A 23,633-nucleotide genomic window follows, 5' to 3' on the forward strand; every position below is an offset into this window, starting at 1 on the left:
ACGGATTTACGCACATGAGCGCACCGCGCACCCTCTACGACAAGATATTCGACGACCATGTCGTCGACCGCCAGGACGACGGCACCTGCCTGCTCTATATCGACCGTCACCTCGTCCATGAAGTGACCAGCCCGCAAGCTTTCGAAGGCCTGCGCATGACCGGCAGAAAGGTCCGCCATCCGGAAAAGACGCTGGCTGTGGTCGATCACAATGTGTCCACCTCGCCCGAGCGCAAGTTCGGCATCAAGAACGAGGAAAGCCGCATCCAGGTCGAGGCGCTGGCCCGGAACGCCAAGGATTTTGGCGTCGAATACTATTCCGAGAAGGATATCCGCCAGGGCATCGTCCACATCATCGGTCCGGAGCAGGGTTTTACGCTGCCTGGCATGACCATCGTCTGCGGCGACAGCCACACCTCGACGCATGGTGCTTTCGGCGCATTGGCGCACGGCATAGGCACGTCGGAAGTCGAGCATGTGCTGGCCACGCAGACACTGATCCAGCGCAAGGCCAGGAACATGCTGGTGCGAGTCGACGGCGTGCTGCCGGAAGGCGTCACCGCCAAGGACATTATTTTGGCGATCATCGGCGAGATCGGCACTGCCGGCGGCACCGGCTACGTCATCGAATATGCCGGCGAAGCGATCCGCGCGCTGTCCATGGAAGGCCGCATGACCATCTGCAACATGTCGATCGAGGGCGGTGCCCGGGCCGGCCTGATCGCGCCTGACGAGACGACCTTCGCCTATGTCAAGGACAAGCCGCGCGCGCCGAAGGGCGAGGCATGGGACGCCGCGCTCGCCTACTGGAAGACGCTGCAGTCCGACGAGGGCGCGCATTTCGACAAGGTGGTCGTGCTCGACGCCGCGAAACTGCCGCCGATCGTCTCCTGGGGCTCCTCGCCCGAGGACGTCGTCTCGGTCCAGGGTATCGTGCCGAACCCCGACGATATCACCGATGAGAACAAGCGTACGTCCAAGCAGCGCGCGCTCGACTATATGGGCCTGACCCCAGGCACCAAGATCACCGATATCGCGCTCGACCGCGTCTTCATCGGCTCCTGCACCAACGGCCGCATCGAGGACCTCCGCGCTGTCGCCAAGGTGGTCGAGGGCAAGAAAGTCAGCCCTCACGTCGATGCGATGATCGTGCCGGGCTCCGGTCTGGTCAAGGAGCAGGCGGAGGCCGAAGGTCTCGACAAGATCTTTGTCGCCGCTGGCTTCGACTGGCGCGAGCCGGGCTGCTCGATGTGCCTTGCCATGAACGACGACCGGCTGAAGCCGCATGAGCGCTGCGCCTCGACCTCGAACCGCAATTTCGAGGGCCGCCAGGGTTTTAAGGGCCGCACCCATCTGGTGTCGCCGGCGATGGCGGCGGCGGCGGCGATCGCCGGCCATTTCGTCGACATCCGCGAGTGGAAATAACCCGCTGACGAGTTGCCAGAACCCGAACCGCGATGCGGTTCGGGTTTTCTTCACCCCGGGCGCCTCACGATCTCATGGAATTGCTCACGCCGGCCGGGTTGCTCCGCGGCGACCACCAGGGCCAGCTGCCGTTCGTCGAACAGCTTGAACCATTCGTCCCATTCGACCAGTTCGTAGCCGCCCGCGTTGACCGGGCGTTCGGCCTCATCCAGGTCCTGATAGGCATGCTGGCCGAAGACCAGCCTCAGCATAGCTTGCGTACCTGTTTCGGGCGACACGTCGACGATTGCCGGAAATCCAGCGCGCGCCGCGGCCCATGAGCGAATTGCCTCGTGGTCGGTCAGCATGATCGTATCGGCCATGAAAGTGTCTCCTGGTTGCTGCCGGAAAACGCCGGCCGCGGTTTCAAGTTCCGTGCAGCAGCTTCATGGCGTCGATGGGCTTTCGCCCGGCACAAGAAGTAAACGCGAGCTTCGGGGTGGCGGCCCGAACCGGCGAGGAAGGGCTGGAGCCGCTGATGCGCCGCGCCAACGAGGCGCTTTACAGGGCCAAAAGGAACGGCCGCGACAGCGTGCGGCTATCTGATGAATGGCCTGCCTATGAACGGTCGGAAACGGTGCTCGTAGTGGAACCGCTCAAAGCCGGCTGATCATCTGCGCCTGGGGCCACGTTAACGTCTTTTTCGCCCGTTCGTGATTTGCTGTCGCTGGGAGTGATAGAACCACATGGGCGGCGCAGAGTTCATTCTTGCAATCAACCTGCTCGTCGCCGGCCTACTGGCGGCTGCCTTCATGATCATCTCGTTTTATGATGTGGCGCGCGCGTCGGCTCGCTGGCTGGTCTTCGGATATCTGCTCGGGATGGCCTACTTCGCCATCGAGTTCAGCATTCCACTCTTCGACAATGCGCGACCCGCGGTCGTCGCGGGCTTCGCGGTTTTCCTTGGCGCCACCATCGCCTTCAATGGCGGGCTTGCGCGTAAATACGGCATGGCGCCGTCTTGGCTGCCGATGCTCGTCTTCCTGTATGCGGCCACCGCGGTCGTGTATTTTGTGGAGGATTTGCCGCGCCAGTCGCTTGCCCGTATGATGGCCTACCAGCTTCCCTATGCCGCCATGCAGGTGGTCGGCGTCGGCATAGTCTGGTCGTCCAGGCAAAGACGCGACTGGCTCGACCATGCGCTGATGGCCGTTCTGGCGGCCAGCGTCCTGCAATTCGTGAGCAAGCCGTTCATCGCCCATGCATTGGGTGGCTGGGGCGTCAATCCGCAGGCCTATCTGCAGAGCAACTACGCTCTGGTGTCGCAATCGCTTGGCACCGTGTTCGGCATGGCAATCGCGCTTCTTATTCTGGTCATTCTGGTCCGTGACGTGCTCGCCGAGGCGACGTCGAAGTCGGAGACGGACACGCTATCAAGGCTGCTCAACCGCGGCGGCTTCGAACGTCATGCCGAGCTCGCGATGCGTGACGCCGCGCGCAAGGGTATTCCGGTCGCCCTGGTCATCGCAGACCTCGATCATTTCAAGAGCATCAACGACAGTTTCGGCCATGCATCCGGCGACAGGGTCAACGAGGCCTTTGCCGGCTTACTGCGTGATGCGGCCGCCGAGCATCACGTCGCCGGCCGCATCGGTGGTGAGGAATTCGCCATCATCCTGCCGGGAACCAACCTCGCCGCCGCGCGGCTCTTCGCCGAAGGCACGCGCAGCGCTTTCGGGGCGTTGCCGATCGACTGTCTGCCGGCGAACCATCGTTGCACCGCCAGCTTCGGCGTTGCCGAGCTCCACCCGACTGAGAATTTTTCCGACCTGCTGCGGCGCGCCGACGAAGCGCTCTATCAAGCGAAGGGCGGCGGACGCAATTGCGTGCGGATCTCGATAGGATCAATCGCCGCCCGGCAGCCGGCTGTCGCCAATGCCGGGCCGAAGATCAGCGGCAGGGGCTAAGCTCCGGCATCTCGCCGTCGGAAAGCCCGTACATATAGCTGCGGCCCTTGACGAAAACCGGCGGCCTGTAGCAGTCGCGGCTGCTGACATCGTCCAGTTCGTCTTGATAGACGATTTTGGGCCGGCCGGCGCCGACGTAATCCGACATTTCCTTGGCCAATTCGCCCTCGCCAACGAGGATGCGCTTGTAGCCGGCGGCGCTCTCGATGACGAGATTGCCGAACGAATCGGCATAGACGCGGTCACGCGTCCCGGCGCGTGCCGGCGCTGCGAATGCGAAGCCGATGGCCACCGCCACCAGGACGGCCATCGAGACGGGCGCCGGAAGGCGCGATCTGCCTGAATTCGAACGCATGGCGTCCCCATTTGTCAGAGGCCGAGTCTTGCTCGAATCACAAATTAACCTTTTCTTAACCATTGTTAAGAGGCCAGCCCTGTTGGACGCCAGGTCTCGGCAAACATGGTTAATATCCGCGGCCATCTTTCGGCCATGCTTGCCGCCACCATCGCGGCCGGCGCCGAGCGCGACATCGGTGATCTTGGCAAAGCATCGCGGCTGGATTGACGCGCAGGGAGGCAGCATATGGCGTTAGGCCGGACGTTTCGGGTGACGCTGGCCCTTTGTCCATTGCTGACCACAATTGCCTGCGTGTCTCAGACCAATGCGCCGAAGGCCGGAAATCCGCTCGCCGATTCACCGCAGCCGCGCACCGCGACCTATACTTGCGCCGACGGCGCCAGGATCACCATCGAAAATCTCGGCACTTCGGTGCGGGTGCTTGGCCCGGACGGCGCCAGCGAGGACCTGCCGGCCTCGCCAGCCAATCAAAACAGCCGCTTTGGCGCGGCGCATGACGCAATCGTGATCGACGGGCGCGACGCGCTGGTGATGAAGGGCGGGAGGACGCCGCTGACCTGCAAGCGCTAGGGGCATGCCGATATTCAGGTGAGGCCGGTCTGCAAACAGTGGTTTCCTGCGCTTCCGGCCTCCGCCGGCCGAAGCACTCATGAGCGGTAGCGGCAGTTAAGGCTACGGCCGGCGGAGGCCGGTACTCACGTACCCAAAAGTACGCTCCGTTCCGTTCTCGGAACCACTGTTTTCGCCACGGCCTGACCTGAATCTCAACATGCCCCAAGCCGTAGGATCGAAACCACATACCGCACCGCAGCGAACATTGCGCCGGCTTTGGGTCGCGCCCTAATCGATTGAAGCCAAACACCGCCTTTTGTCAGACTAAATTAGGTTTTCGAAACGATTTTCCGGCTTTGACGCGGTGCAAAAAGAGCATTAGAAACCGGGCTGTCCAAAGTCGCAACCGGAAGCGGTAATGCCGCATTTCCACCTGGGGCTCCAGAGACGCCGAACTGGGGGAGCCATGAGCAAATCACCAGCCACCCGCGAATTTGCCAGACGTGAACGGCCGCTTTCGCCGCATCTGACCGTCTATCGACCGCCGATCACGATGATGATGTCGATCATCCATCGCATCACCGGCGGGGCGCTCTATTTCGGCACGCTGCTGGTCGCGCTGTGGCTGATGGCGGCGGCGAGCTCGCAATCCACCTTCGATGCCGTCAACTGGGCCTTCGGCTCGTGGCTGGGGCGGCTGGTGCTGTTGTTCTATACCTGGGCGCTGATGCACCACATGCTGGGCGGCGTGCGCCATCTGATCTGGGACACCGGGGCCGGTCTTGAAAAGGACACCGCCTCCAGGGTCGCCTGGGCGACGCTGGCCGGCTCGGTCGTACTGACGCTGCTGATCTGGATCGCCGGCTACATGGCGCGGGGAGCCTGATCGTGAGCCACCACAACACCGACATGCGCACGCCGCTGGCCAAGGTCCGCGGCCTCGGCTCCGCCCGCGAGGGCACCGAGCATTTCTGGCGCCAGCGCCTGACGGCGATCGCCAACATTCCGCTGATCCTGTTCTTCGTCGGCTTTCTGATCGCGCTGAACGGCGCCGGCTATGCGCAAGTGCGCGCCGCACTTGCCAACCCGTTCGTGGCGCTGGTCCTGGCCCTGGTGCTGTTGTCCGGGCTCTACCATATGCGGCTCGGCATGCAGGCGATCATCGAGGATTATGTGCATGGCGAGGGCATGAGGCTGGCGCTGCTCGCCCTCAACACATTCTTTCCCGTAGTGGTCGGCGTCGCCTCGATCTTCGCCCTGCTCAAACTGGCATTTGGAGGCTGAAATTTTGGCCAAGGACGCGAACAACGCCAACACGGCGTCCGCCTACAGCTATGTCGACCACAAATTCGACGTGGTTGTGGTCGGCGCCGGCGGCGCCGGCCTGCGCGCCACGCTCGGCATGGCCGAACAGGGCCTGCGCACCGCCTGCATCACCAAGGTTTTCCCGACGCGGTCGCACACTGTCGCCGCTCAGGGCGGTATCGCCGCCTCGCTGTCCAACATGGGGCCCGATTCCTGGCAGTGGCACATGTACGACACCGTGAAAGGATCGGACTGGCTCGGCGACGTCGACGCCATGGAATATCTGGTGCGCGAAGCACCCGCCGCCGTCTACGAGCTCGAACACTACGGCGTGCCGTTCTCGCGCACCGAAGAGGGCAAGATCTACCAGCGGCCGTTCGGCGGCCACATGATGAATTTCGGCGACGGCCCGCCGGTGCAGCGCACCTGTGCGGCCGCCGACCGCACCGGCCACGCCATCCTGCACACGCTCTACGGCCAGTCGCTGAAGAACAACGCGCAGTTCTTCATCGAGTATTTCGCGCTAGACCTGATCATGGAGCCGGACGGCACCTGCACCGGCGTCGTCGCCTGGAATCTTGACGACGGCACCATCCACCGTTTTTCGGCAAAAATGGTGGTGCTGGCGACCGGCGGCTATGGCCGCGCCTATTTCTCGGCGACCTCGGCGCACACCTGCACCGGCGACGGCGGCGGCATGGCGGCGCGGGCCGGGCTGCCGCTGCAGGACATGGAATTCGTGCAGTTCCACCCGACCGGCATCTACGGCGCCGGCTGCCTGATCACCGAGGGCGCGCGCGGCGAAGGCGGCTATCTCGTCAATTCAGAAGGCGAGCGCTTCATGGAGCGCTATGCGCCGTCGGCCAAGGACCTTGCCTCGCGTGACGTGGTCTCGCGCTGCATGACGCTGGAGATTCGCGAGGGACGCGGCGTCGGCAAGAACAAGGACCATATTTTCCTCCACCTCGACCACCTCGATCCGGCCGTTTTGCACGAGCGACTTCCGGGTATTTCGGAGTCGGCAAAGATCTTTGCTGGCGTCGACCTGACCAAGGAGCCGATCCCGGTGCTGCCGACGGTCCACTACAATATGGGCGGCGTGCCGACCAATTACTGGGGCGAGGTGCTCAACCCCACCGCCTTGAACCCGGACCAGGTGTCGCCCGGGCTGATGGCGGTCGGCGAAGCCGGCTGCGCCTCCGTCCACGGCGCCAACCGGCTGGGCTCCAACTCGCTGATCGATCTGGTGGTGTTCGGCCGCGCGGCGGCGATCCGGGCCGGCCAGGTGATCGACCGCAACGCGGCGATCCCGTCGCCCAACGAAGCCTCGGTCGACAGGATCATGGACCGCTTCGACCGGCTGCGCCACGCCAACGGCTCGACGCCGACGGCGGTTTTGCGCGAAAAGATGCAGAAGGCGATGCAGGACGATGCGGCGGTGTTCCGCACCCAGGAATCGCTGCAAAGCGGCTGCAAGCGCATTTCGCAGATCTGGGGCGAGCTCAAGGACGTAAAAGTGTTCGACCGCTCGATGATCTGGAACTCCGACCTGGTCGAGACGCTGGAACTGGAAAACCTGATGGCCAACGCCATCACCACGGTCTACGCCGCCGAGGCGCGCAAGGAGAGCCGTGGCGCACATGCGCGGGAGGATTTTTCGGCGCGCGACGACGCGAACTGGCGCAAGCACACGCTGTCCCGGCTCAGCGAGGCCGGCGAGGTGTCGCTCAGCTATCGGCCGGTGCACACCGAGCCGCTGCTTAGGGAAGCCGACGGCGGCATCAACCTGGCCAAGATCGCGCCCAAGGCCAGGGTGTATTGAGGTGAAATACTTAGCCGTCCCGATGCTTTCGATTGTTGCCGGTGGTTGCACGACGTCAGCTGACACTGTCTATCTTTATGATAACGCAGGCAGATTCTCAAAGATGTTTAACGACATCCCGGTTTGGAGGGACGCATCCAGCGCGCAGTCGTCAAACAGATTTTGGTTCGAGAAAGGCAATGGGCCAGTTAGGTGCGTGGTAGGAGACGGGGATTTGCCAGCCCGTGCCGCGAGAAGGCAAATTATAGAGAAAGCCGTGGAAGTGCGCGTATACGGCAGTTGCACGGGATTCGTAAATTCCCGCTATGTTCACGCGGAGAAATAGGGTGGCATTGGCGGTCGCAGCATATTCCGGCACGCCGATCCGAAAGGACCTGAGGTAATGGTCGAACTGACGCTTCCCAAGAACTCGAAGATCAAGGCCGGGAAAACCTGGCCGAAGCCGGAAGGTGCGACCAATCTGCGGGAGTACCGCATCTACCGCTGGTCGCCGGACGATGACGAGAACCCGCGCATGGACACTTATTTCGTCGACATGGACGATTGCGGGCCGATGGTGCTCGACGCGCTGCTCTACATCAAGAACAAGATCGACCCGACGCTGACGCTGCGCCGCTCCTGCCGCGAGGGCATTTGCGGCTCCTGCGCCATGAATATCGACGGTTCCAACACGCTGGCCTGCACCAAGGGCTGCGACGACATTTCCGGCGCGATCAAGGTCTACCCGCTGCCGCATATGCCGGTGGTCAAGGACCTGGTGCCAGACCTCACCAATTTCTACGCCCAGCACGCCTCGATCGAGCCGTGGCTGAAGACGGTGTCGCCCGAACCGGCCAAGGAATGGCTGCAGAGCCATGAGGACCGCGAAAAGCTCGACGGGCTCTATGAATGCATCTTGTGCGCCTGCTGCTCGACCTCATGCCCGAGCTACTGGTGGAACGGCGACCGCTATCTCGGTCCGGCGACGCTGCTGCAGGCCTATCGCTGGCTGATCGATTCCCGGGACGAGGCCAAGGGCGAACGGCTCGACAATCTCGAAGACCCGTTCCGGCTCTATCGCTGCCACACCATCATGAACTGCGCCCAGACCTGTCCCAAGGGGCTGAACCCGGCCAAGGCGATCGCCGAGATCAAGAAGATGATGGTGGAGAGAAGGGTTTAGCTTCGGACGGGTTGCTGCAGGGATCATTTCGTCGGTAGTGATCCTTCGCGCCGGCGCTGTCCCGCCGACTTCAAAGGAAGCCGACCCATGACCGATACCGAACTCCCCATCCTCTCTCCCGTCGAAGCGCGCGTGCTCGGTTGCCTGATCGAAAAGAAGGAACTGACGCCCGACATCTACCCGCTGACGCTCAATGCGGCACTTGCCGCCGCCAACCAGAAGACGGCGCGCGAGCCGGTGATGTCGGTCGAGCTTGTCGAGGTGAGACGAGCGCTTGGCCAACTCGAGCACAAGGGGCTCGTCAGGCAGGTCTTTGCCTCGCGCGTCGAGCGCTACGAGCATGTCGTCGCGCAGCGCTTTTCGCTGACCTCGGCGCAGATTACGCTGCTTGGGCTGCTGTTGCTGCGCGGTCCGCAGACCGCCTATGAATTGCTGGCGCGCAGCGAGCGCATGGCGCGGTTGCCCTCCATCGACGAGCTTCGCAGCAATCTCGACCTGTTGATCGGCCGCAAGCCGCCGCTCGTTCAGCAGATCGATCGTGGTCCCGGCCAGCGTGAGGACCGCTATGTGCATCTCCTGGGCGGGCCGGTGCAGCTGTCGGCTGCCGTAGCGCCCTTGCAAGCGCCTTCGCCGGCCTCGGATCTCGAAGCGCGCGTGCAGGCTCTCGAGGAAGAGGTCGCACAGCTGCGCGCACGCATCGACGCGCTGACCGGCGACGGACGCTGATGACCTTTTGAGGCGTTGGAGGGGAGCGCCCTCTCTAGGTATCTTGTTCGTTGCCCCTCACCCGCCTGCCGGCGACCTCTCCCCGTATAGTGACGGGGAGAGGGATGCTCATCGGCCGTTTCGGCAATTATCAGCGTTGCAAGAAGGGTGCCGTAGCTGCGGCCAGCTTCTTTCTCCCCGTCATTATACGGGGAGAAATGCCCGGCAGGGCAATGAGGGGCGGAGCCGGCTTCAACAATGATGGCTTCCTACACCGGCTGGAATTGGTCATATGTGAAGGCGCTCTCAGCCGAGCTTGGCGTCGAGCGAAACCTTTATGGCGCCGAGCGCCTTCGAGACCGGGCATTCGGCCTTGGCCTTCTCGGCCAGCTCCTGGAACTTCGCCGCATCGATGCCCGGCACCTTGCCGACCACCGTGAGCGCGCTGCCGGTGATCCCCGTGCCAGGGACCAGCGTCACCACCGCCTTGGCGTCGAGTTCGGTGGCGGGGGTGCCGTTCTCGGCCAGGAAGTGAGAGAACTGCATGGCGTAGCAGCCGGCATGCGCGGCGGCGATGAGTTCCTCCGGATTGGTGCCGGCCTTGCCGCTTTCGTCCTCGAACCGCGCCTTGAACGAGTACGGCGTGCCTTTCAGGGCCGCGCTCTGCGTGTCGAGCGTGCCGTTGCCCTCTTTCAGATTGCCTTTCCAGACGGCGTTTGCGGTGCGGTCCATGAAGTCCTCCTTGATTGTGGTGGCTGAGCCGTGATCGGCGTCTGGTCGACTATAGCGCGCGCGGGCACTAAGGCCACCCGTGCTTTCGCGCCAATGGCGACGCGTAAAAAAAATCCGCGTGCAAAAATGTCGACTTCCATCTGCCTCGGCCGTCCTGCGGGCGGCCACGGGTTTCGTGGCCGAATGGAGGACACCATGAATAATCTGTTTTCTGCTCACTGGGGTGACACCGGCCGAAAGGCGGCTGAACAGGAACCTGACCGGTTGGATCGGCAACCTTCCGGTTTCGGTCGACTGCTTGCTGCGGTCGCCATGATAGGGGTTGCGGTATCCCTTCTCGATCATGCGGCGGTCAAAAGCCCGGCTGGGACCTTGGTCGCCAACAGTTCGTCCCAACAAGGAAGATGAGAGATGAAATATGTTTGCCTGGTTTATGGTGAGGAAAAAGACCTTTACGCGATGAGCCCGGAGAGACTGGCCAGGCTCGACGCCGACTCGCTGGCCTATGACAAATCGGTGGAGCAAAGCGGCCGGCTGATCATCGCGCAGGCGCTGCAGTCGGTAAAAACCTCGAAAACCGTGCGCCGGCGCAAGGGCAAGCGGCTGATCACCGATGGTCCCTTCGCCGAGACCAAGGAGCAATTGCTCGGCTTCGTCATGATCGAGGCGGGGGATATCGACGAGGCGCTGGGGATTGCCGGCGGGATTCCGCTGGCCGAAATCGGCACCATCGAGGTCAGGGCGATCTACAACGTGCCGGGATCTTGAACATAATTCCGGTTGCGTCCGGCGGAATCGATTTCTTCGGCGGGCGCAACTTTTGCGTGTTGAAGCGAGACAGCACTTCTCCTATCGTCGCTGCGGTTGGGGGATTTCGGGCATGCATATACTGATTGCTGCAATTGGGCTGTTGGGAGCGGCGGCGTTCTGGTGGTATCGGATGAAGGCCATGAACGATGCGGCGCGCGAGGTCGCGGACGTCGTCGGGCGGGTGCAAGGCAACATTCGGCGCAAGAGGTTGCGCAAGCAGGCGGCGCTCTCACCGCTGACGGCGATCGACGATCCGGTCGTGGCGGCCGCGACGCTGATCACCGCAATCATTTCCGAGAACGGCCCTGTCCTGCCGCAGCGCGAAGCCGTGATTCGGTCGGTGATTTCGGAGATTGCAGACGACAAGAAGACCGATGAGGCCGTGGTCTACGCCAAATGGGCGGCGTCCCAGATCGACGATGCCACGATCGTCATCGACAAACTGGCGCCGTTCCTGCGCGAACGTCTCGATGTGACTGAGCGAAACGATTTGCTGCAGATGGTGAACCGCGCGGCGCAGGCTGGTGAGCAACCCCTAAAAATATCCGACCAGAGGATACTGCGGCTGCGCCAGAAGCTCGGCTTCGAGGTCAACTAAGGGTGTGCTGATATTCAGGTGATGCCGGCCCGTCAGTCGGGTTCAGATCGCCTCGCCTTTGAGCAGTTTCGGCGTGTCGCCGGACAGACCGGACGCCTGGCGGATGAAGAAATCCTTCAGCCGCGGCATGCGTTCGACGAGACCGAGGCCGATGTCGCGGACGGCGCGCAACGGGCCGATGTCGTTGGAAAACAGCCGGTTCAGGACATCGGTGGTGATGCCCATCTGCAGCGTGTCGAAGCGCCGCCACTGCTGGTAGCGTTCGAGCACGTCGAGCGCACCGACATCCTGGCCGAGCCGGTCGGCCTCGACCACCACTTCGGCCAACGCCGCCACATCCTTGAAACCGAGATTGAGGCCCTGGCCGGCGATCGGGTGGATGCCGTGGGCGGCGTCGCCGGCGAGCGCAATGCGCGGCGCGACGAAATCGCGGGCGATGGTCAGGCCGAGCGGCCAGGCACGTGGCCTGTCGGCGACGCGAATTTCGCCGAGCTTCAGTCCAAACCGCTGTTCCAGCTCGTGCTCGAAGACGAGGTCGTCGCCGTCGACCAGTTTTTCGGCGTCTTCCGACCGCTCGACCCAGACGATCGACGAGCGGTGGGTGCCGTCCTTGTCCGGCTTGAGCGGCAGCGTGGCGAACGGGCCGGCTGGCAGAAAATGCTCTTCGGCGCGGCCATTATGCGGCCGTTCATGCGCGACGGTGCAGACGATGCCGGACTGGCCGTAGTCCCATTTCACCGTCTTGATGCCGGCCATGTCGCGCAGCTTCGAGTTGACGCCGTCGGCGGCGATCAGCAGCCGCGCCTTCAGCGTCGCGCCGTCGGCAAGATGCACGGTGATGCCGGCGCCGTTGACGTCGAAGGCACTGACGGCGACGCCTTCGATGATGTCGATGCCGAGTGTTTCAGCGCGCCGGCGCAGGGCGCCGTTCAAATCCCTGTTGGCGACCATATGCGCAAACGCTTCGCCGGGCGCGACCTCGCCATCGAAAGTGAGAAACACCGGGCGCAGCGGATCGGAGGTGCGCGAATCGGTGACGATCATCTCGGTGATCGCCTGCGCCTCGGGGGCGATTTCGGCCCAGACGCCGAGCTGGTCGAGCATGCGGCAAGCGGCAGCGGCGATCGCCGAGGCGCGGCCGTCCTTTTGCCAGATGCCGGCGGGCGCGGCGTCGACGACAGCGACGGCCAGGCTCGGTCGTGCCTGTTTCAGCGATACGGCGGCGGCAAGGCCGACATAGCCGGCGCCGGCGACCAGAATGTCGAGCGCGGTTCGGTTTTTTGCATCCGCCTTGTCGAGCATGGCAAATTCCTTTCCGGCCAAATTCCTTTCCGGCCTTGACTGCCCGTCATTCCTGTCGGAAACCGCCATAACACTTTTGCGGCTTCTGATGCTCGCTTCGAGTGAAATATCGAAATTAAGGCGAACTTCGGAATCAAAACGACACGAGGGCGCGAAACATGACGGCGGCCATGGACGAGCTTCTCGGCATTCTCGACCTCGAGCAGCTGGAACACAACCTGTACCGTGGTCGCAGCCCCAAACTCGACTGGCAGCGTGTCTTCGGCGGCCAGACCATCGCCCAGGCGCTGGTCGCCGCCCAGCGAACGGTCGAGCCCGAACGCCACGTGCATTCGCTGCACGGCTATTTCATGCGGCCGGGCGACACCAAGGTGCCGATCATCTACCAGGTCGACCGCATTCGCGACGGCGGCTCCTTCACCACGCGCCGTGTCGTGGCTGTCCAGCACGGCCAGGCGATCTTTTCGCTGGAAGCCTCGTTCCAGCAGGACGAGGTCGGTCTCGAGCACCAGGTGCCGATGCCGCTGGACGTGCCGGCGCCCGACACATTGCTGTCGCAGCGCGAATTGATCGGCAAGTTCGGTGCGGCCGTGCCCGACGGCATCAGGCGCTACTGGGAGCGTGACCGGCCGATCGAGATGAAGCCGGTGATGCTGGAGCATTACACCAGCCGGGAGAAGCTGGAGCCGAAACAGAACATCTGGATCCGCACCACCGGCCCGGTTCCGGGCGATCGCGCCACGCAGGCGGCCGTGCTTGCCTATCTTTCCGACATGACGCTGCTCGATACCTCGACCTTTGCGCATGGCCGCGCCATCTTCGATAGCGACATCCAGGCGGCGAGCCTCGATCACGCGATGTGGTTCCATCGCAGCCATCCACTCGACGACTGGATGCTCTACACGCAGGACAGCCCGTCGACGCAAGGGTCGCGGGGGTTCACGCGCGGGTCGCTGTTTGCCCGCGACGGCACGTTGATCGCCTCGGTTGCCCAGGAAGGCCTGATCAGGCTGAAGCGGCCGCCCGCGGAATAGGCAATTTTGCAAAATTGCCTATTTTTTAAACAGATGCGCTGCCGCGACTATGAACAGTCAGCCGACAAACCTTCCCCAAGTCGTTATTTAACAGCAGCTTAACACCCTGCTTCGGCAACTGGCACGGAGCTTGAATCCTAGCGGGCACTCTCCGGCTCTCATGGGGATCGGCGAAGTCGTGCAAACGCGGGGACCCGCAACAGTAAAGGGTGAAACCTTATGAAAATCGTGATGGCAATCATCAAGCCGTTCAAGCTCGACGAGGTGCGCGAAGCGCTCACCGCAGTCGGCATCCAGGGCCTGACCGTCACCGAAGTCAAAGGCTACGGGCGTCAGAAGGGACACACGGAAATCTATCGCGGGGCGGAATACGCGGTCAGCTTCCTGCCGAAGATCAAGATCGAAGTCGCGGTCGGCCTGGACATGGTCGACAAGGCCGTCGAAGCCATCACTGCGGCGGCCAAGACCGGTCAGATCGGCGACGGCAAGATCTTCGTTTTCGGCATCGACCAGGCGGTGCGCATTCGCACCGGCGAAACAGACACCGACGCGCTTTGAGCTGCGGAAACGTATTCCAATGGAGAGTTCAATGAATATTCCTTCTACTTTGAAGTCGGTGGCGCGCACCGCGCTGCTGGGCTCACTCGCTATCGCAGCGCTGGGCACGGTCGCCGCATTCGCGCAGGAAGCGGCGCCGGCCGCACCGGCCGCGCCAGCGGCGCCGGCCTTTACCGTCGACAAGGGCGACACGACGTGGATGATGATCTCCACCATCCTGGTGCTGCTGATGACCATTCCCGGCCTTGCCCTTTTCTACGGCGGCCTGGTTCGCGCCAAGAATATGCTGTCGGTGCTGATGCAGGTCTTCACCATCACCAGCGTGGTCATGATCGTCTGGGTTTTCTACGGCTACAGCCTTGCCTTCACCCCCGGCAACGCCTTCGTCGGCGGCCTTTCCAAGATGTTTCTCGCCGGCGTCGACGTGACGACGGTGTCGGAAACTTTTACCAAGGGCGTCGCCATTCCTGAACTGGTGTTCGTGATCTTCCAGATGAGCTTCGCCTGCATCACGCCTGCCCTGATCGTCGGCGCCTTCGCCGAACGCGTCAAGTTTTCGGCTGTGATCCTTTTCACCATCCTGTGGGTCACATTCGTCTACTTCCCGATCGCGCATATGGTCTGGTTCTGGGGCGGCCCGAGCGCTTACAGCGACCCGTCGGGGCTCATCTTCAGCTTCGGCGCCATCGACTTTGCCGGCGGCACCGTCGTTCACATCAATGCGGGCATCGCCGGCCTCGTCGGCGCGCTGATGATCGGCAAGCGCATCGGCTACAACAAGGACGTCATGGCGCCGCATTCGATGACGCTGACCATGGTCGGCGCGTCGCTGCTGTGGGTCGGCTGGTTCGGCTTCAATGCCGGTTCGAACCTCGAAGCCAACGCCTATGCGGTGCTGGCCATGGTCAACACCTTCGTCGCCACAGCCGCGGCGGCAGTGACCTGGATCGTGCTCGAAACGCTGCTGCGCGGCAAAGCCTCCATGCTTGGCGCGGTTTCGGGCGCTGTTACCGGCCTTGTCGCCGTCACGCCCGCCGCCGGCTTTGGCGGACCGATGGGCGTCATCGTGCTCGGCATCGTCGCCAGCTGCGTCTGCTACTTCTTCGTCTCGGTCGTGAAGAACAAGTTCGGCTACGACGACAGCCTCGATGTCTTCGGCATCCACTGCGTCGGCGGCATCATCGGCGCGCTCGGCACCGGCATCCTGGTCAATCCCGCCCTCGGCGGCGCCGGCATCGTCGATTATTCGACGGCCGACTTCGCCGCCGGCTATGCCGGCACGGCGACCCAGTTGTGGTCGCAGTTCAAGGGTGTCCTGGTAACCGTCCTGTGGTCGGGCATCGGCAGCGCCATCCTCTACAAGATCGTCGATATGATCGTAGGCTTGCGCCCGACAGCCGATGCAGAGCGCGAAGGGCTCGACCTCACCGCGCATGGCGAAGCGGCCTATCACCCGTAAGCCAGGCCACCTGTGGGTCTTGTCTGGGGCGGCCTCGGTCGCCCAACACCTTCCCTCCCGTCGTGACGCTCCCGAAAAGGGCTCACGCATTGAGGCCCGGACCGGTTCCGGGCCTCTTTTTCGTGGGATGCACGCCGGTGGCAGTCCAGGCTCGGTCACAATCGCTTGATCGGGCGCCTGATCGATCTTGGGCGATGAAACATCGGCCGGCCAGCGTGCCCGCCATTTGTGTGACCGGTTTCCACTCGGGGAGCGCCGGCACGCACCCATGGTTAATGCGGCCTTAACCTTCCCGCCGATAGTCTGGCATCCGAATCTGCCGGAGTACGTCATGCGTCCGGCCAGTCCATGACAGACGGGGAACGACGAATGCGTTCAGGGGCTTCAGCACCGCTTGCGCTGGCCGATACGGGGCACGGCATCCAGGCGTTCGCGCGGCGTCAGGTCGGCCGGCTGCTCGGCGCCGGCCTGTTTGCGCTGGTCGCCTTCGGCGTCGCCAGCCTCGCCACCTGGAACGTCGCCGACCCAAGCTTCTCCCATGCCACCGACAACATCGTCACCAACGCCATGGGCTATGTGGGCGCTGTCTTCTCCGACCTGGCCATGCAGTTCTTCGGCCTTGCTGCGGTCGCGGCGCTGGTGCCGGCGGTGGTGTGGGGATTTCTGCTGTTTTCGGCGCGCGGCGTCGACAGGCTGCCGAAGCGCGGGCTCGCCTGGTTCGGCTACGCGGTGCTTGCCGCGGCCATGGCCGGTTGCGTGGTGCCGCCCAAGACCTGGCCGCTGCCGACCGGTCTCGGCGGCGTGTTCGGCGACATGGTGCTCAAGATCCCAGGCTTCGTCGTCGGCGGCTATCCGACCGGTCTCATCGCCAGCGTGCTCGCCGTGCTCCTGGCCGCGCCGGCGCTGTGGCTGTTTGCCTACGGCTCGGCGCTGATTGCACGCAAGAACGGTTTCGCCGTCCTGGAGCAACCGGCCGCAGCCGATCCGAGGGACCAGGACGACTTGCTTTTCGACAATGACGAGGATGAGGGCGACGAGGGCATTCTGGCGCTAGGCGCGATCACGCATTGGTGGCTATCGTTGCGAGCCTATCTCCGCCGCCGCGCCGCGCGCCGCCGCGAGCGCGACGATTTCGAACCGGAGATGGAGCGCGCCAGCGCCTGGCGGCGCGCTGCCGAACGGGTCGAATCGGCCGAATTCGCCGAGTCGCGGATGAGTGCCGATGGCCGGGCCCGCGTCGAGCCGGAATTCTTCGCCGCCATGGTCAACGACCGTAGCGCCTCGCTCGACGACGCCGATGTTTTCGACGATGACGATGACATGGATTTTGCGCCGGAGCCTGCGCGCAGCGCTGCGCTCAATGCGAAGGTGCAACCGTTCCGCTCCGATGCAGCCACCCGCGTCGCGGCGTCGGCGCCGCGGCCGGTTCCGGGCGCGCGTGTCCAGCGCGAAGCGCAGTCCTCGCTGATCGGCTCCGAACAATTCGAAATGCCGTCGCTGCATTTCCTGTCCGAGCCGAAGAACGTCGTGCGCGACGCCAGCCTGTCCAAGGACGCGCTCGAGCAGAATGCCCGCCTGCTCGAGGGCGTGCTGGAGGATTTCGGCGTCAAGGGCGAGATCATCCATGTCCGCCCCGGCCCGGTCGTCACGCTTTACGAGTTGGAACCGGCGCCCGGCATCAAATCGTCGCGGGTCATCGGCCTGTCTGACGACATCGCCCGCTCGATGAGCGCGATCGCCTGCCGCGTCGCCGTGGTGCCCGGCCGCAACGCCATCGGCATCGAACTGCCGAACGCCAAGCGCGAGACCGTCTATCTCAGGGAAATCATGGCCAGCCGCGATTTCGAGACCACCAAGGCCAAGTTGGCGCTGGCGCTCGGCAAGACCATCAACGGCGAGGCGGTCATCGTCGACATCGCCAAGATGCCGCACGTGCTGGTCGCCGGCACCACCGGCTCGGGCAAGTCGGTCGCCATCAACACCATGATCCTGTCACTGCTCTATCGACTGACGCCGCAGGACTGCCGGCTGATCATGATCGACCCGAAAATGCTGGAGCTCTCGGTCTATGACGGCATCCCGCATCTTTTGACGCCCGTCGTCACCGATCCGAAGAAGGCGGTGGTGGCGCTGAAATGGACCGTGCGCGAAATGGAGGACCGCTACCGCAAAATGTCGAAGGTCGGCGTCCGCAACATCGACGGTTTCAACGCGCGGGTGCAGCAGGCCGAGAAGAAGGGCGAAAAAATCTCGCGCACCGTGCAGACCGGCTTCGACCGGCAGACCGGCGAAGCGGTCTATGAGACGGAAAACCTCGATCTCGAGCCAATGCCCTACATCGTCGTCATCATCGACGAGATGGCCGATTTGATGATGGTCGCCGGCAAGGACATCGAAGGCGCGGTGCAGCGCCTGGCGCAGATGGCGCGCGCTGCCGGCATCCACGTCATCATGGCGACGCAGCGGCCGTCGGTCGACGTCATCACTGGCACGATCAAGGCCAACTTCCCGACCCGCATCTCCTTCCAGGTGACGTCGAAGATCGACAGCCGCACCATTCTGGGCGAACAGGGCGCCGAACAGCTGCTCGGCATGGGCGACATGCTCTACATGGCCGGCGGCGGCCGCATCCAGCGCGTGCACGGTCCTTTCGTTTCCGATGACGAGGTCGAGAAGATTGTCGCGCATCTGAAGCTGCAGGGCGTGCCGGAATATCTCGATGCCATTACCGAGGATGACGACGAGGACGACGATGAGCCGTCGGGCAAGGGTGGCTCGGGCGGTGGCGGCGGCAATTTCGAGGATTCCGACGATCCCTACGACCAGGCGGTTGCGGTGGTGCTGCGTGACGGCAAAGCCTCGACCAGCTACATCCAGCGCCGGCTCGGCATCGGCTACAACCGCGCCGCCTCGATCATCGAGAAGATGGAGAAGGAAGGCATTGTCGGCCCGGCCAACCATGCCGGAAAACGCGAAATTCTGGTGCCGACGGAGGACGACAAGTTCTGATCCGCCCGCCAAGCCGACAGGATTTTCGCGGCTGCAACCTGACGGCAGCAACTTTGAACCTTCTGGCGCGTTTGCAACGACCAAGCGCTGTTCGGCCGCCAAACTTAAGCCCAACTGGGGGGCCAAACACTGCGACAACAGATGAACCAGACGAGAGTAACCGGCATGAAAAACTCTTCTTTCGCCACGATCAGCGATTTTGCCCCGACCCGCCGCCAACTGCTTGGCCTCGGGCTGGTCCTGGCCGGCGCCGCGGCCATCAATGTCGTGCCCGGGGTCCAGTTGCTGGCGTCGGCGCAAGCGGCGGTGCCAGCCACCGCGCAGAAGATCGCCGACCATTTTTCCTCGGTCAAATCGATGGCCGGCGAATTCGTGCAGTTCGGACCCAAGGGCGAGCAGACCGGCGGCAAGTTCTTCCTGGAACGGCCGGGCAAGATACGCTTCAACTATGATGGGACGTCGAATTTCCGGGTGATTTCCGACGGCAAGTCGGTGGTCATCCTGAACAAGCGGCTGAAAACGTCCGATCTCTACCCACTGTCGAAAACGCCGCTCAAGCTGCTGCTCGACACCAGGATCGACCTCTCCGGCGGCCGCGTCAAAAGCGTCAAGGAAGAAAACGACGTCACCACCATCCAACTCGCCGACAAATCGGTGTTCGGCAGTTCGAAGATCACCATGATGTTCGATCCGAAAACCTACGAATTGCGCCAATGGACGATCACCGACGCGCAAGGCAAGGACACGACGGTAATGATCTTCAACGTCAGGGAAGGCGTAAGCTTCGCCCCCGACACCTTTGCCATCGACTACACGGCCAACCGCGAACTGAACACCAAGTCGCGGTAGGATCTGCTGTTATTCAGGTGAGGCCGGCCTGCGAATGGCGGTTTCCTGCGCTTCCGGTACGTACTTTAAGTAAGTACGCTCCGCTCCGGTTCTCGGAATCCACCATTCTCGACTCGGCCTGACCTGAATCTCAGCGAATCCTGGTGCCAGCCCGGGCCGAGCTTCAAGCGCGGCCGGCTTGTTTTTACGATGCGCGGCTGGCAGTAGTTTCCGGGATTGACTTTCCGTCGGAGCCATCTGGCGGACCTTGCGCTGTCCCGGAATCCCAAACATGCCCTTTTCGATCGCGACCTGGAACATCAATTCCGTCCGCCTGCGCATGCCGCTCGTCGAACGCCTGCTTGTCGAACAGGCACCGGACGTGCTCTGCCTGCAGGAAACTAAAGTTCCGGACGAACTGTTTCCCGAGAAGGCGTTTCGCAAGTTCGGCTATCAGCACATCGCCTTCCACGGCCAGAAGGGCTATCACGGCGTGGCGACGGTGGCGCGCCGGCCGATCGCGATTGTCGAAAAGCGCCGCTTCTGCGAGATCGAGGACTGCCGACATCTGTCGGTCACCGTGCGGGCCGGCGGCAAGGCGATCCTGCTGCACAATTTCTATGTTCCGGCCGGCGGCGACGAGCCCGACCCCGTTATCAACCGCAAGTTCAAGCACAAGCTGGATTTCGTCGCCGAAATGAACGCCATCCGCGCCGAGCACGACGAAGTGTCCGGCTCGATCCTGGTCGGTGACCTCAACATCGCGCCGCTCGAGCACGATGTCTGGTCGCACAAGCAGCTCCTGAAAGTGGTCAGCCATACGCCGGTCGAGACGGAAAATTTCGAGGCGATGCGGCTCGCCGGCGACTGGGTCGACCTGATGCGGCTCAACGTGCCTTACGAGCAGAAGCTCTACACCTGGTGGAGCTATCGCGCGCAGGATTGGCAAGCGTCGGATCGCGGCCGGCGGCTCGACCATGTCTGGTCGTCGCCAAACCTGGTGCCGAGCTTTGCCGGCTACGAGATCCTGCGGCCGGCGCGCGGCTGGCAACGGCCGTCGGACCATGTGCCGGTCATAGCGCGGTTCGACCTGGATTAGAGCATTTTGTCCCAAAGGGGGCGGAGCATGATCAAGTGCCTCTCGACGAGACACTGGAGGTTCAATAGCCTCTGAGATCCTGAGGGAGTTTGGCTAGGCTACATGGAGATAGTTGCAGCACAGACGTCGGATGTGACATCGGCGGCCGACTGCCTGGCAGATGCCTTTGCAGGCGATCCGCACATGACCTTCTTCTTCGAAGGGGATCCTGAACTCGTGACCGAGTTCTTCTCGATCCTTATGGTGGCGCGTCTCGCGCTTGGCATGCCAGTGCTGGTATTAAAGAGCGAAGGCCGCATCCTGGGTGCGGCGATGGGCTATGATACGCAACGACCGGAATGGCTTCCGGATCACCGGGAGAGATGGGCCTCACTCCAGCAACGGCAGGAGTTGATGGTGTCGCGCTTCGAGAAGTCTCAGACGATCAGCGAGAAATACGAGCCGTCGGAGCCGCATTTTTATCTTGGGGTTTTGGGGGTCCATCCCTCAATTCAGGGAAAGCGGGCTGGCCTCGCTCTCATCGAGGCCTACTGCGATCTTTCTGAAAGAGACCCTGTCTCAGCGGGGACGTTTCTCGAAACCGCGGAACGCAAGAATTTGGGTTTCTATCAACGTTGCGGCTTTCGACTTCTGGGCCAGGGTGAACTTGAATTCAAGAAACCACTCTGGTGCCTCTACAGATCCAAGAGCGTTCGAGGCGTCAGCTAGCTCAGTCGTCGAAACGCGGCGCCAGCTTCTCGATGCGGCGGATCATTGCCTGAAAATCCTCGGAGATGCGCTGGTGCAGGTGGACCGCGATATCGGGATATTCCTCCAGGATGCGGTGGAACATCTTGCGGCTGAGCCGCAGCACTTCCGAATCGATCTCGGCGGATGCGCTGGTCAGCCGGTTGGTGTCGGCGATCAGCGCCAGTTCGCTCAGCATCGTACCGGGGCCGGCCGTGCCTATCGGGACGCGGGTGCCATCCTGCTCGCGATACAGCACGATGCGCCCGCTGACCACGATGTAGGCGCAATCGGCCTCGTCGTCCTCGCGGTAAAGCTTGTGGTCGGCCTGCAGCCTGGTGGTTTCCGCGCCAAAGGCGAGCAGACGCAGCTGTTCCTCCGTGAAGCTCTCGAAGAGCCTCACGGCGGACAGGATGCGGATGTCGTCATCCAACGCCATCTAGCTGTGTCCCCGAACGGCCAGTCAAATCCCTCCATTGGAGCGCCGAGCGTTCCTTTGGACGCGGCAAAGGACGCTCTAAACGCTTTGAAATCGACGCACCGGGCTTTCCAAAAACGAATCCGGTTTTTGGGCCGTTGCGTCAGCGAGCTCGATCCAGAACCACCTCCAGTCTCAGGATCGTACCCGAAAGCGGCGCCTCCCCTAACCGCTGATTGAATGATTAAATGTTTAAGGAACCAGCTTGTAGCCACCACTTTCTGTCACAAGAATTTCTGCGTTGGAAGGATCGCGCTCGATCTTCTGGCGCAGCCGATAGACATGGGTTTCCAGGGTGTGCGTGGTGACGCCGGAATTGTAGCCCCAGACTTCCTCGAGCAGCACGTCGCGCGTCACCACCTTCTGGTCGGCGCGATAGAGATACTTGATGATCGAGGCTTCCTTTTCGGTCAGCCGCACCTTGGCGCCGCGCTGGTCGATCAGAAGCTTCTGGCTAGGCTTGAAAGTGTAGGGGCCGACCGAAAAGGTGGCGTCTTCGCTCTGCTCATGCTGGCGAAGCTGGGCACGGATGCGGGCCAGGAGAACCGCGAAGCGGAACGGCTTGACCACATAGTCGTTGGCGCCGGCTTCGAGGCCGAGAATCGTGTCGGAATCGGTGTCGTGTCCCGTCAGCATGATGATAGGCGACTTGTAGCCGCCCTTGCGCAGTATCTTCACCGCCTCGCGGCCATCCATGTCGGGGAGGCCGACATCCATGATGAGCAGATCGATGATGCCGCCGCGGGCCGTGGCGATGCCTTTGGCGGCGGTTGATTCCTGCAGGACGTCGAATTCTTCATAGAGAGACAATTGCTCGACGAGCGTGCCGCGCAGGTCGTCATCGTCATCGACGATCAGAATGGTGCGTGAAGTCATGGATCAATCCGTTGTTTTGAAAAGAAAATTCAGTTGACCGCTGCCTGTTTATGCGGAAGCTGACCGGCACAACAGCCGATCACAATGATTTGTTCCGTGGCACGATCATACAAGAAAAAACACGTGTGCAATGAGGCGAGCGCATTTTTGCGAAAAGGGCTTCGTGTTCTCACCGTGCGCGCCAGGCCCGGCCACCCCAGCCAGGGGCTTCTGCAGGCTGGCAAACTGGTGTTTTCCTGTGCGCTGGGGCGCGGCGGCATATCGGCCGGCAAGCGCGAAGGCGATGGCGCCACGCCGCTTGGGTCGATGCGGATACTGTCGGGATATTTCCGCAACGATCATTTTCCCGGCGGCCGCAAAACCCGGCTGGCGATGGCGCCGATCGGTCGCGATCTCGGCTGGTGCGAAGTGCCTGAGGACCGCAACTACAACCGTCCGGTCAAGATCCCCTATGGCGCCAGCCACGAACGGATGCTGCGCGCCGACCGGCTTTATGACGCCTGCCTGGTGCTCGACTGGAACGTTGCGCCGCGTCGCCGCGGACGCGGCAGCGCCATCTTCTTTCATTTGGCCCGCCCCGACTTCACACCGACGCAAGGCTGCGTCGCGGTGACAGCACGCACGATGGCCCGGCTGTTGCCGCTGCTGTCGGACCGCACGGTGATGAGGGTGGTGAGGTAGGGGAGTAGGGCAGTAGGGCAGTAGGGGAATAGGGAATAGGGGAATAGGGCAATAGGGGAATAGGGGAATAGGGAATAGGGGAATAGGGCAATAGGGGAATAGGGGAATAGGGGAATAGGGGAATAGGGGAATAGGGGAATAGGGGAATAGGGGAATAGGGGAAAAGGGG

Annotated in this window: 26 protein-coding genes; 20 read left to right on the top strand and 6 right to left on the bottom strand. The window is 62.7% G+C overall.

The window, feature by feature from the left end; translation table 11 throughout:
* Positions 1–14 precede the first annotated feature (14 nt).
* On the top strand, positions 15–1,424 hold the full coding sequence (leuC, locus tag AC0L2Z_RS24025) for a 3-isopropylmalate dehydratase large subunit (RefSeq protein ID WP_091592223.1): 1,410 nt from the start codon (positions 15–17) through the stop codon (positions 1,422–1,424).
* 50 nt (positions 1,425–1,474) lie between these two features.
* On the opposite strand, the gene AC0L2Z_RS24030 is transcribed toward leuC, so the two are convergent.
* Positions 1,475–1,786 (bottom strand): hypothetical protein, encoded by a 312-nt coding sequence (locus AC0L2Z_RS24030; RefSeq protein ID WP_027153728.1) that lies wholly within the window; start codon positions 1,784–1,786, stop codon positions 1,475–1,477.
* A 65-nt stretch (positions 1,787–1,851) separates the two neighbouring features.
* Here AC0L2Z_RS24030 and AC0L2Z_RS24035 point away from each other — a divergent pair, with 65 nt between their 5' ends.
* Positions 1,852–2,073, top strand: a complete 222-nt coding sequence (locus tag AC0L2Z_RS24035; protein WP_473629500.1) for a hypothetical protein — start codon at positions 1,852–1,854, stop codon at positions 2,071–2,073.
* A 76-nt stretch (positions 2,074–2,149) separates the two neighbouring features.
* Positions 2,150–3,370 (top strand): GGDEF domain-containing protein, encoded by a 1,221-nt coding sequence (locus AC0L2Z_RS24040; protein ID WP_473629501.1) that lies wholly within the window; start codon positions 2,150–2,152, stop codon positions 3,368–3,370.
* Here AC0L2Z_RS24040 and AC0L2Z_RS24045 read toward each other — a convergent pair.
* Positions 3,354–3,725: a hypothetical protein gene (locus AC0L2Z_RS24045; protein WP_473629502.1), complete on the bottom strand. Its 372-nt coding sequence runs from the start codon at positions 3,723–3,725 to the stop codon at positions 3,354–3,356. The genes AC0L2Z_RS24040 and AC0L2Z_RS24045 overlap by 17 nt on opposite strands.
* Before the next feature lie 228 nt (positions 3,726–3,953).
* Here AC0L2Z_RS24045 and AC0L2Z_RS24050 point away from each other — a divergent pair, with 228 nt between their 5' ends.
* The 6 genes from AC0L2Z_RS24050 to AC0L2Z_RS24075 all read left to right on the top strand — a co-directional run bounded on the left by AC0L2Z_RS24050 (position 3,954) and on the right by AC0L2Z_RS24075 (position 9,295).
* On the top strand, positions 3,954–4,298 hold the full coding sequence (locus AC0L2Z_RS24050) for a hypothetical protein (RefSeq protein WP_023800582.1): 345 nt from the start codon (positions 3,954–3,956) through the stop codon (positions 4,296–4,298).
* Between the two features lie 448 nt (positions 4,299–4,746).
* Positions 4,747–5,166 (top strand): succinate dehydrogenase, cytochrome b556 subunit, encoded by a 420-nt coding sequence (gene sdhC / locus AC0L2Z_RS24055; protein WP_473629503.1) that lies wholly within the window; start codon positions 4,747–4,749, stop codon positions 5,164–5,166.
* A gap of 23 nt (positions 5,167–5,189) precedes the next feature.
* Positions 5,190–5,564 carry a succinate dehydrogenase, hydrophobic membrane anchor protein gene (gene sdhD / locus AC0L2Z_RS24060; RefSeq protein WP_268929907.1) on the top strand — a complete coding sequence of 125 codons (375 nt, stop codon included), beginning with the start codon at positions 5,190–5,192 and terminating at the stop codon, positions 5,562–5,564.
* A 4-nt stretch (positions 5,565–5,568) separates the two neighbouring features.
* Entirely contained in the window at positions 5,569–7,407 is a 1,839-nt protein-coding gene (gene sdhA / locus AC0L2Z_RS24065; RefSeq protein ID WP_091592471.1) for a succinate dehydrogenase flavoprotein subunit, read from the top strand.
* 382 nt (positions 7,408–7,789) lie between these two features.
* Positions 7,790–8,569, top strand: coding sequence for a succinate dehydrogenase iron-sulfur subunit (locus tag AC0L2Z_RS24070; RefSeq protein WP_023800578.1), 780 nt, complete (start codon positions 7,790–7,792; stop codon positions 8,567–8,569).
* Between the two features lie 87 nt (positions 8,570–8,656).
* Positions 8,657–9,295, top strand: coding sequence for a YceH family protein (locus AC0L2Z_RS24075; RefSeq protein ID WP_473629504.1), 639 nt, complete (start codon positions 8,657–8,659; stop codon positions 9,293–9,295).
* A 285-nt stretch (positions 9,296–9,580) separates the two neighbouring features.
* Here AC0L2Z_RS24075 and AC0L2Z_RS24080 read toward each other — a convergent pair whose 3' ends face one another.
* Positions 9,581–10,006, bottom strand: a complete 426-nt coding sequence (locus tag AC0L2Z_RS24080; protein WP_287222750.1) for an OsmC family protein — start codon at positions 10,004–10,006, stop codon at positions 9,581–9,583.
* 195 nt (positions 10,007–10,201) lie between these two features.
* On the opposite strand from AC0L2Z_RS24080, the gene AC0L2Z_RS24085 reads away from it, so the two are divergent.
* The 3 genes from AC0L2Z_RS24085 to AC0L2Z_RS24095 all read left to right on the top strand — a co-directional run bounded on the left by AC0L2Z_RS24085 (position 10,202) and on the right by AC0L2Z_RS24095 (position 11,414).
* Positions 10,202–10,414 (top strand): hypothetical protein, encoded by a 213-nt coding sequence (locus AC0L2Z_RS24085; RefSeq protein ID WP_473629505.1) that lies wholly within the window; start codon positions 10,202–10,204, stop codon positions 10,412–10,414.
* Positions 10,415–10,417: 3 nt separating this feature from the next.
* A complete protein-coding gene (locus tag AC0L2Z_RS24090; protein ID WP_473629506.1) occupies positions 10,418–10,774 on the top strand; it encodes a YciI family protein in 357 nt (118 codons plus the stop codon).
* A 112-nt stretch (positions 10,775–10,886) separates the two neighbouring features.
* A complete protein-coding gene (locus tag AC0L2Z_RS24095; RefSeq protein WP_473629507.1) occupies positions 10,887–11,414 on the top strand; it encodes a hypothetical protein in 528 nt (175 codons plus the stop codon).
* A 42-nt stretch (positions 11,415–11,456) separates the two neighbouring features.
* On the opposite strand, the gene AC0L2Z_RS24100 is transcribed toward AC0L2Z_RS24095, so the two are convergent.
* Positions 11,457–12,716, bottom strand: a complete 1,260-nt coding sequence (locus AC0L2Z_RS24100) for a ubiquinone biosynthesis hydroxylase (RefSeq protein WP_473629508.1) — start codon at positions 12,714–12,716, stop codon at positions 11,457–11,459.
* Between the two features lie 158 nt (positions 12,717–12,874).
* On the opposite strand from AC0L2Z_RS24100, the gene tesB reads away from it, so the two are divergent.
* From tesB to AC0L2Z_RS24135, 7 genes are all read left to right on the top strand, one after another.
* On the top strand, positions 12,875–13,750 hold the full coding sequence (gene tesB / locus AC0L2Z_RS24105) for an acyl-CoA thioesterase II (protein ID WP_128173684.1): 876 nt from the start codon (positions 12,875–12,877) through the stop codon (positions 13,748–13,750).
* Positions 13,751–13,969: 219 nt separating this feature from the next.
* Positions 13,970–14,308 carry a P-II family nitrogen regulator gene (locus tag AC0L2Z_RS24110; protein WP_023800571.1) on the top strand — a complete coding sequence of 113 codons (339 nt, stop codon included), beginning with the start codon at positions 13,970–13,972 and terminating at the stop codon, positions 14,306–14,308.
* Positions 14,309–14,339: 31 nt separating this feature from the next.
* On the top strand, positions 14,340–15,767 hold the full coding sequence (locus AC0L2Z_RS24115; RefSeq protein WP_091592240.1) for an ammonium transporter: 1,428 nt from the start codon (positions 14,340–14,342) through the stop codon (positions 15,765–15,767).
* 369 nt (positions 15,768–16,136) lie between these two features.
* Positions 16,137–18,776, top strand: coding sequence for an FtsK/SpoIIIE family DNA translocase (locus AC0L2Z_RS24120; RefSeq protein ID WP_473629509.1), 2,640 nt, complete (start codon positions 16,137–16,139; stop codon positions 18,774–18,776).
* A gap of 165 nt (positions 18,777–18,941) precedes the next feature.
* A complete protein-coding gene (locus AC0L2Z_RS24125) occupies positions 18,942–19,625 on the top strand; it encodes an outer-membrane lipoprotein carrier protein LolA (RefSeq protein WP_027155917.1) in 684 nt (227 codons plus the stop codon).
* A 271-nt stretch (positions 19,626–19,896) separates the two neighbouring features.
* The gene (locus tag AC0L2Z_RS24130; RefSeq protein ID WP_128171157.1) at positions 19,897–20,703 is read left to right on the top strand and encodes an exodeoxyribonuclease III; all 807 of its coding nucleotides are present in this window, start codon (positions 19,897–19,899) and stop codon (positions 20,701–20,703) included.
* A 102-nt stretch (positions 20,704–20,805) separates the two neighbouring features.
* Complete coding sequence (locus AC0L2Z_RS24135) at positions 20,806–21,411, top strand: GNAT family N-acetyltransferase (protein ID WP_128171158.1); 606 nt, start codon at positions 20,806–20,808, stop codon at positions 21,409–21,411.
* 1 nt (position 21,412) lies between these two features.
* On the opposite strand, the gene AC0L2Z_RS24140 is transcribed toward AC0L2Z_RS24135, so the two are convergent.
* Positions 21,413–21,868, bottom strand: coding sequence for a cyclic nucleotide-binding domain-containing protein (locus AC0L2Z_RS24140; protein WP_128171159.1), 456 nt, complete (start codon positions 21,866–21,868; stop codon positions 21,413–21,415).
* 231 nt (positions 21,869–22,099) lie between these two features.
* Positions 22,100–22,783, bottom strand: a complete 684-nt coding sequence (locus AC0L2Z_RS24145; RefSeq protein WP_027155919.1) for a response regulator transcription factor — start codon at positions 22,781–22,783, stop codon at positions 22,100–22,102.
* An 84-nt stretch (positions 22,784–22,867) separates the two neighbouring features.
* On the opposite strand from AC0L2Z_RS24145, the gene AC0L2Z_RS24150 reads away from it, so the two are divergent.
* Positions 22,868–23,464: a L,D-transpeptidase family protein gene (locus AC0L2Z_RS24150; RefSeq protein WP_473536306.1), complete on the top strand. Its 597-nt coding sequence runs from the start codon at positions 22,868–22,870 to the stop codon at positions 23,462–23,464.
* Positions 23,465–23,633: the final 169 nt, after the last annotated feature.

Source organism: Mesorhizobium sp. WSM4850 (assembly GCF_055811735.1).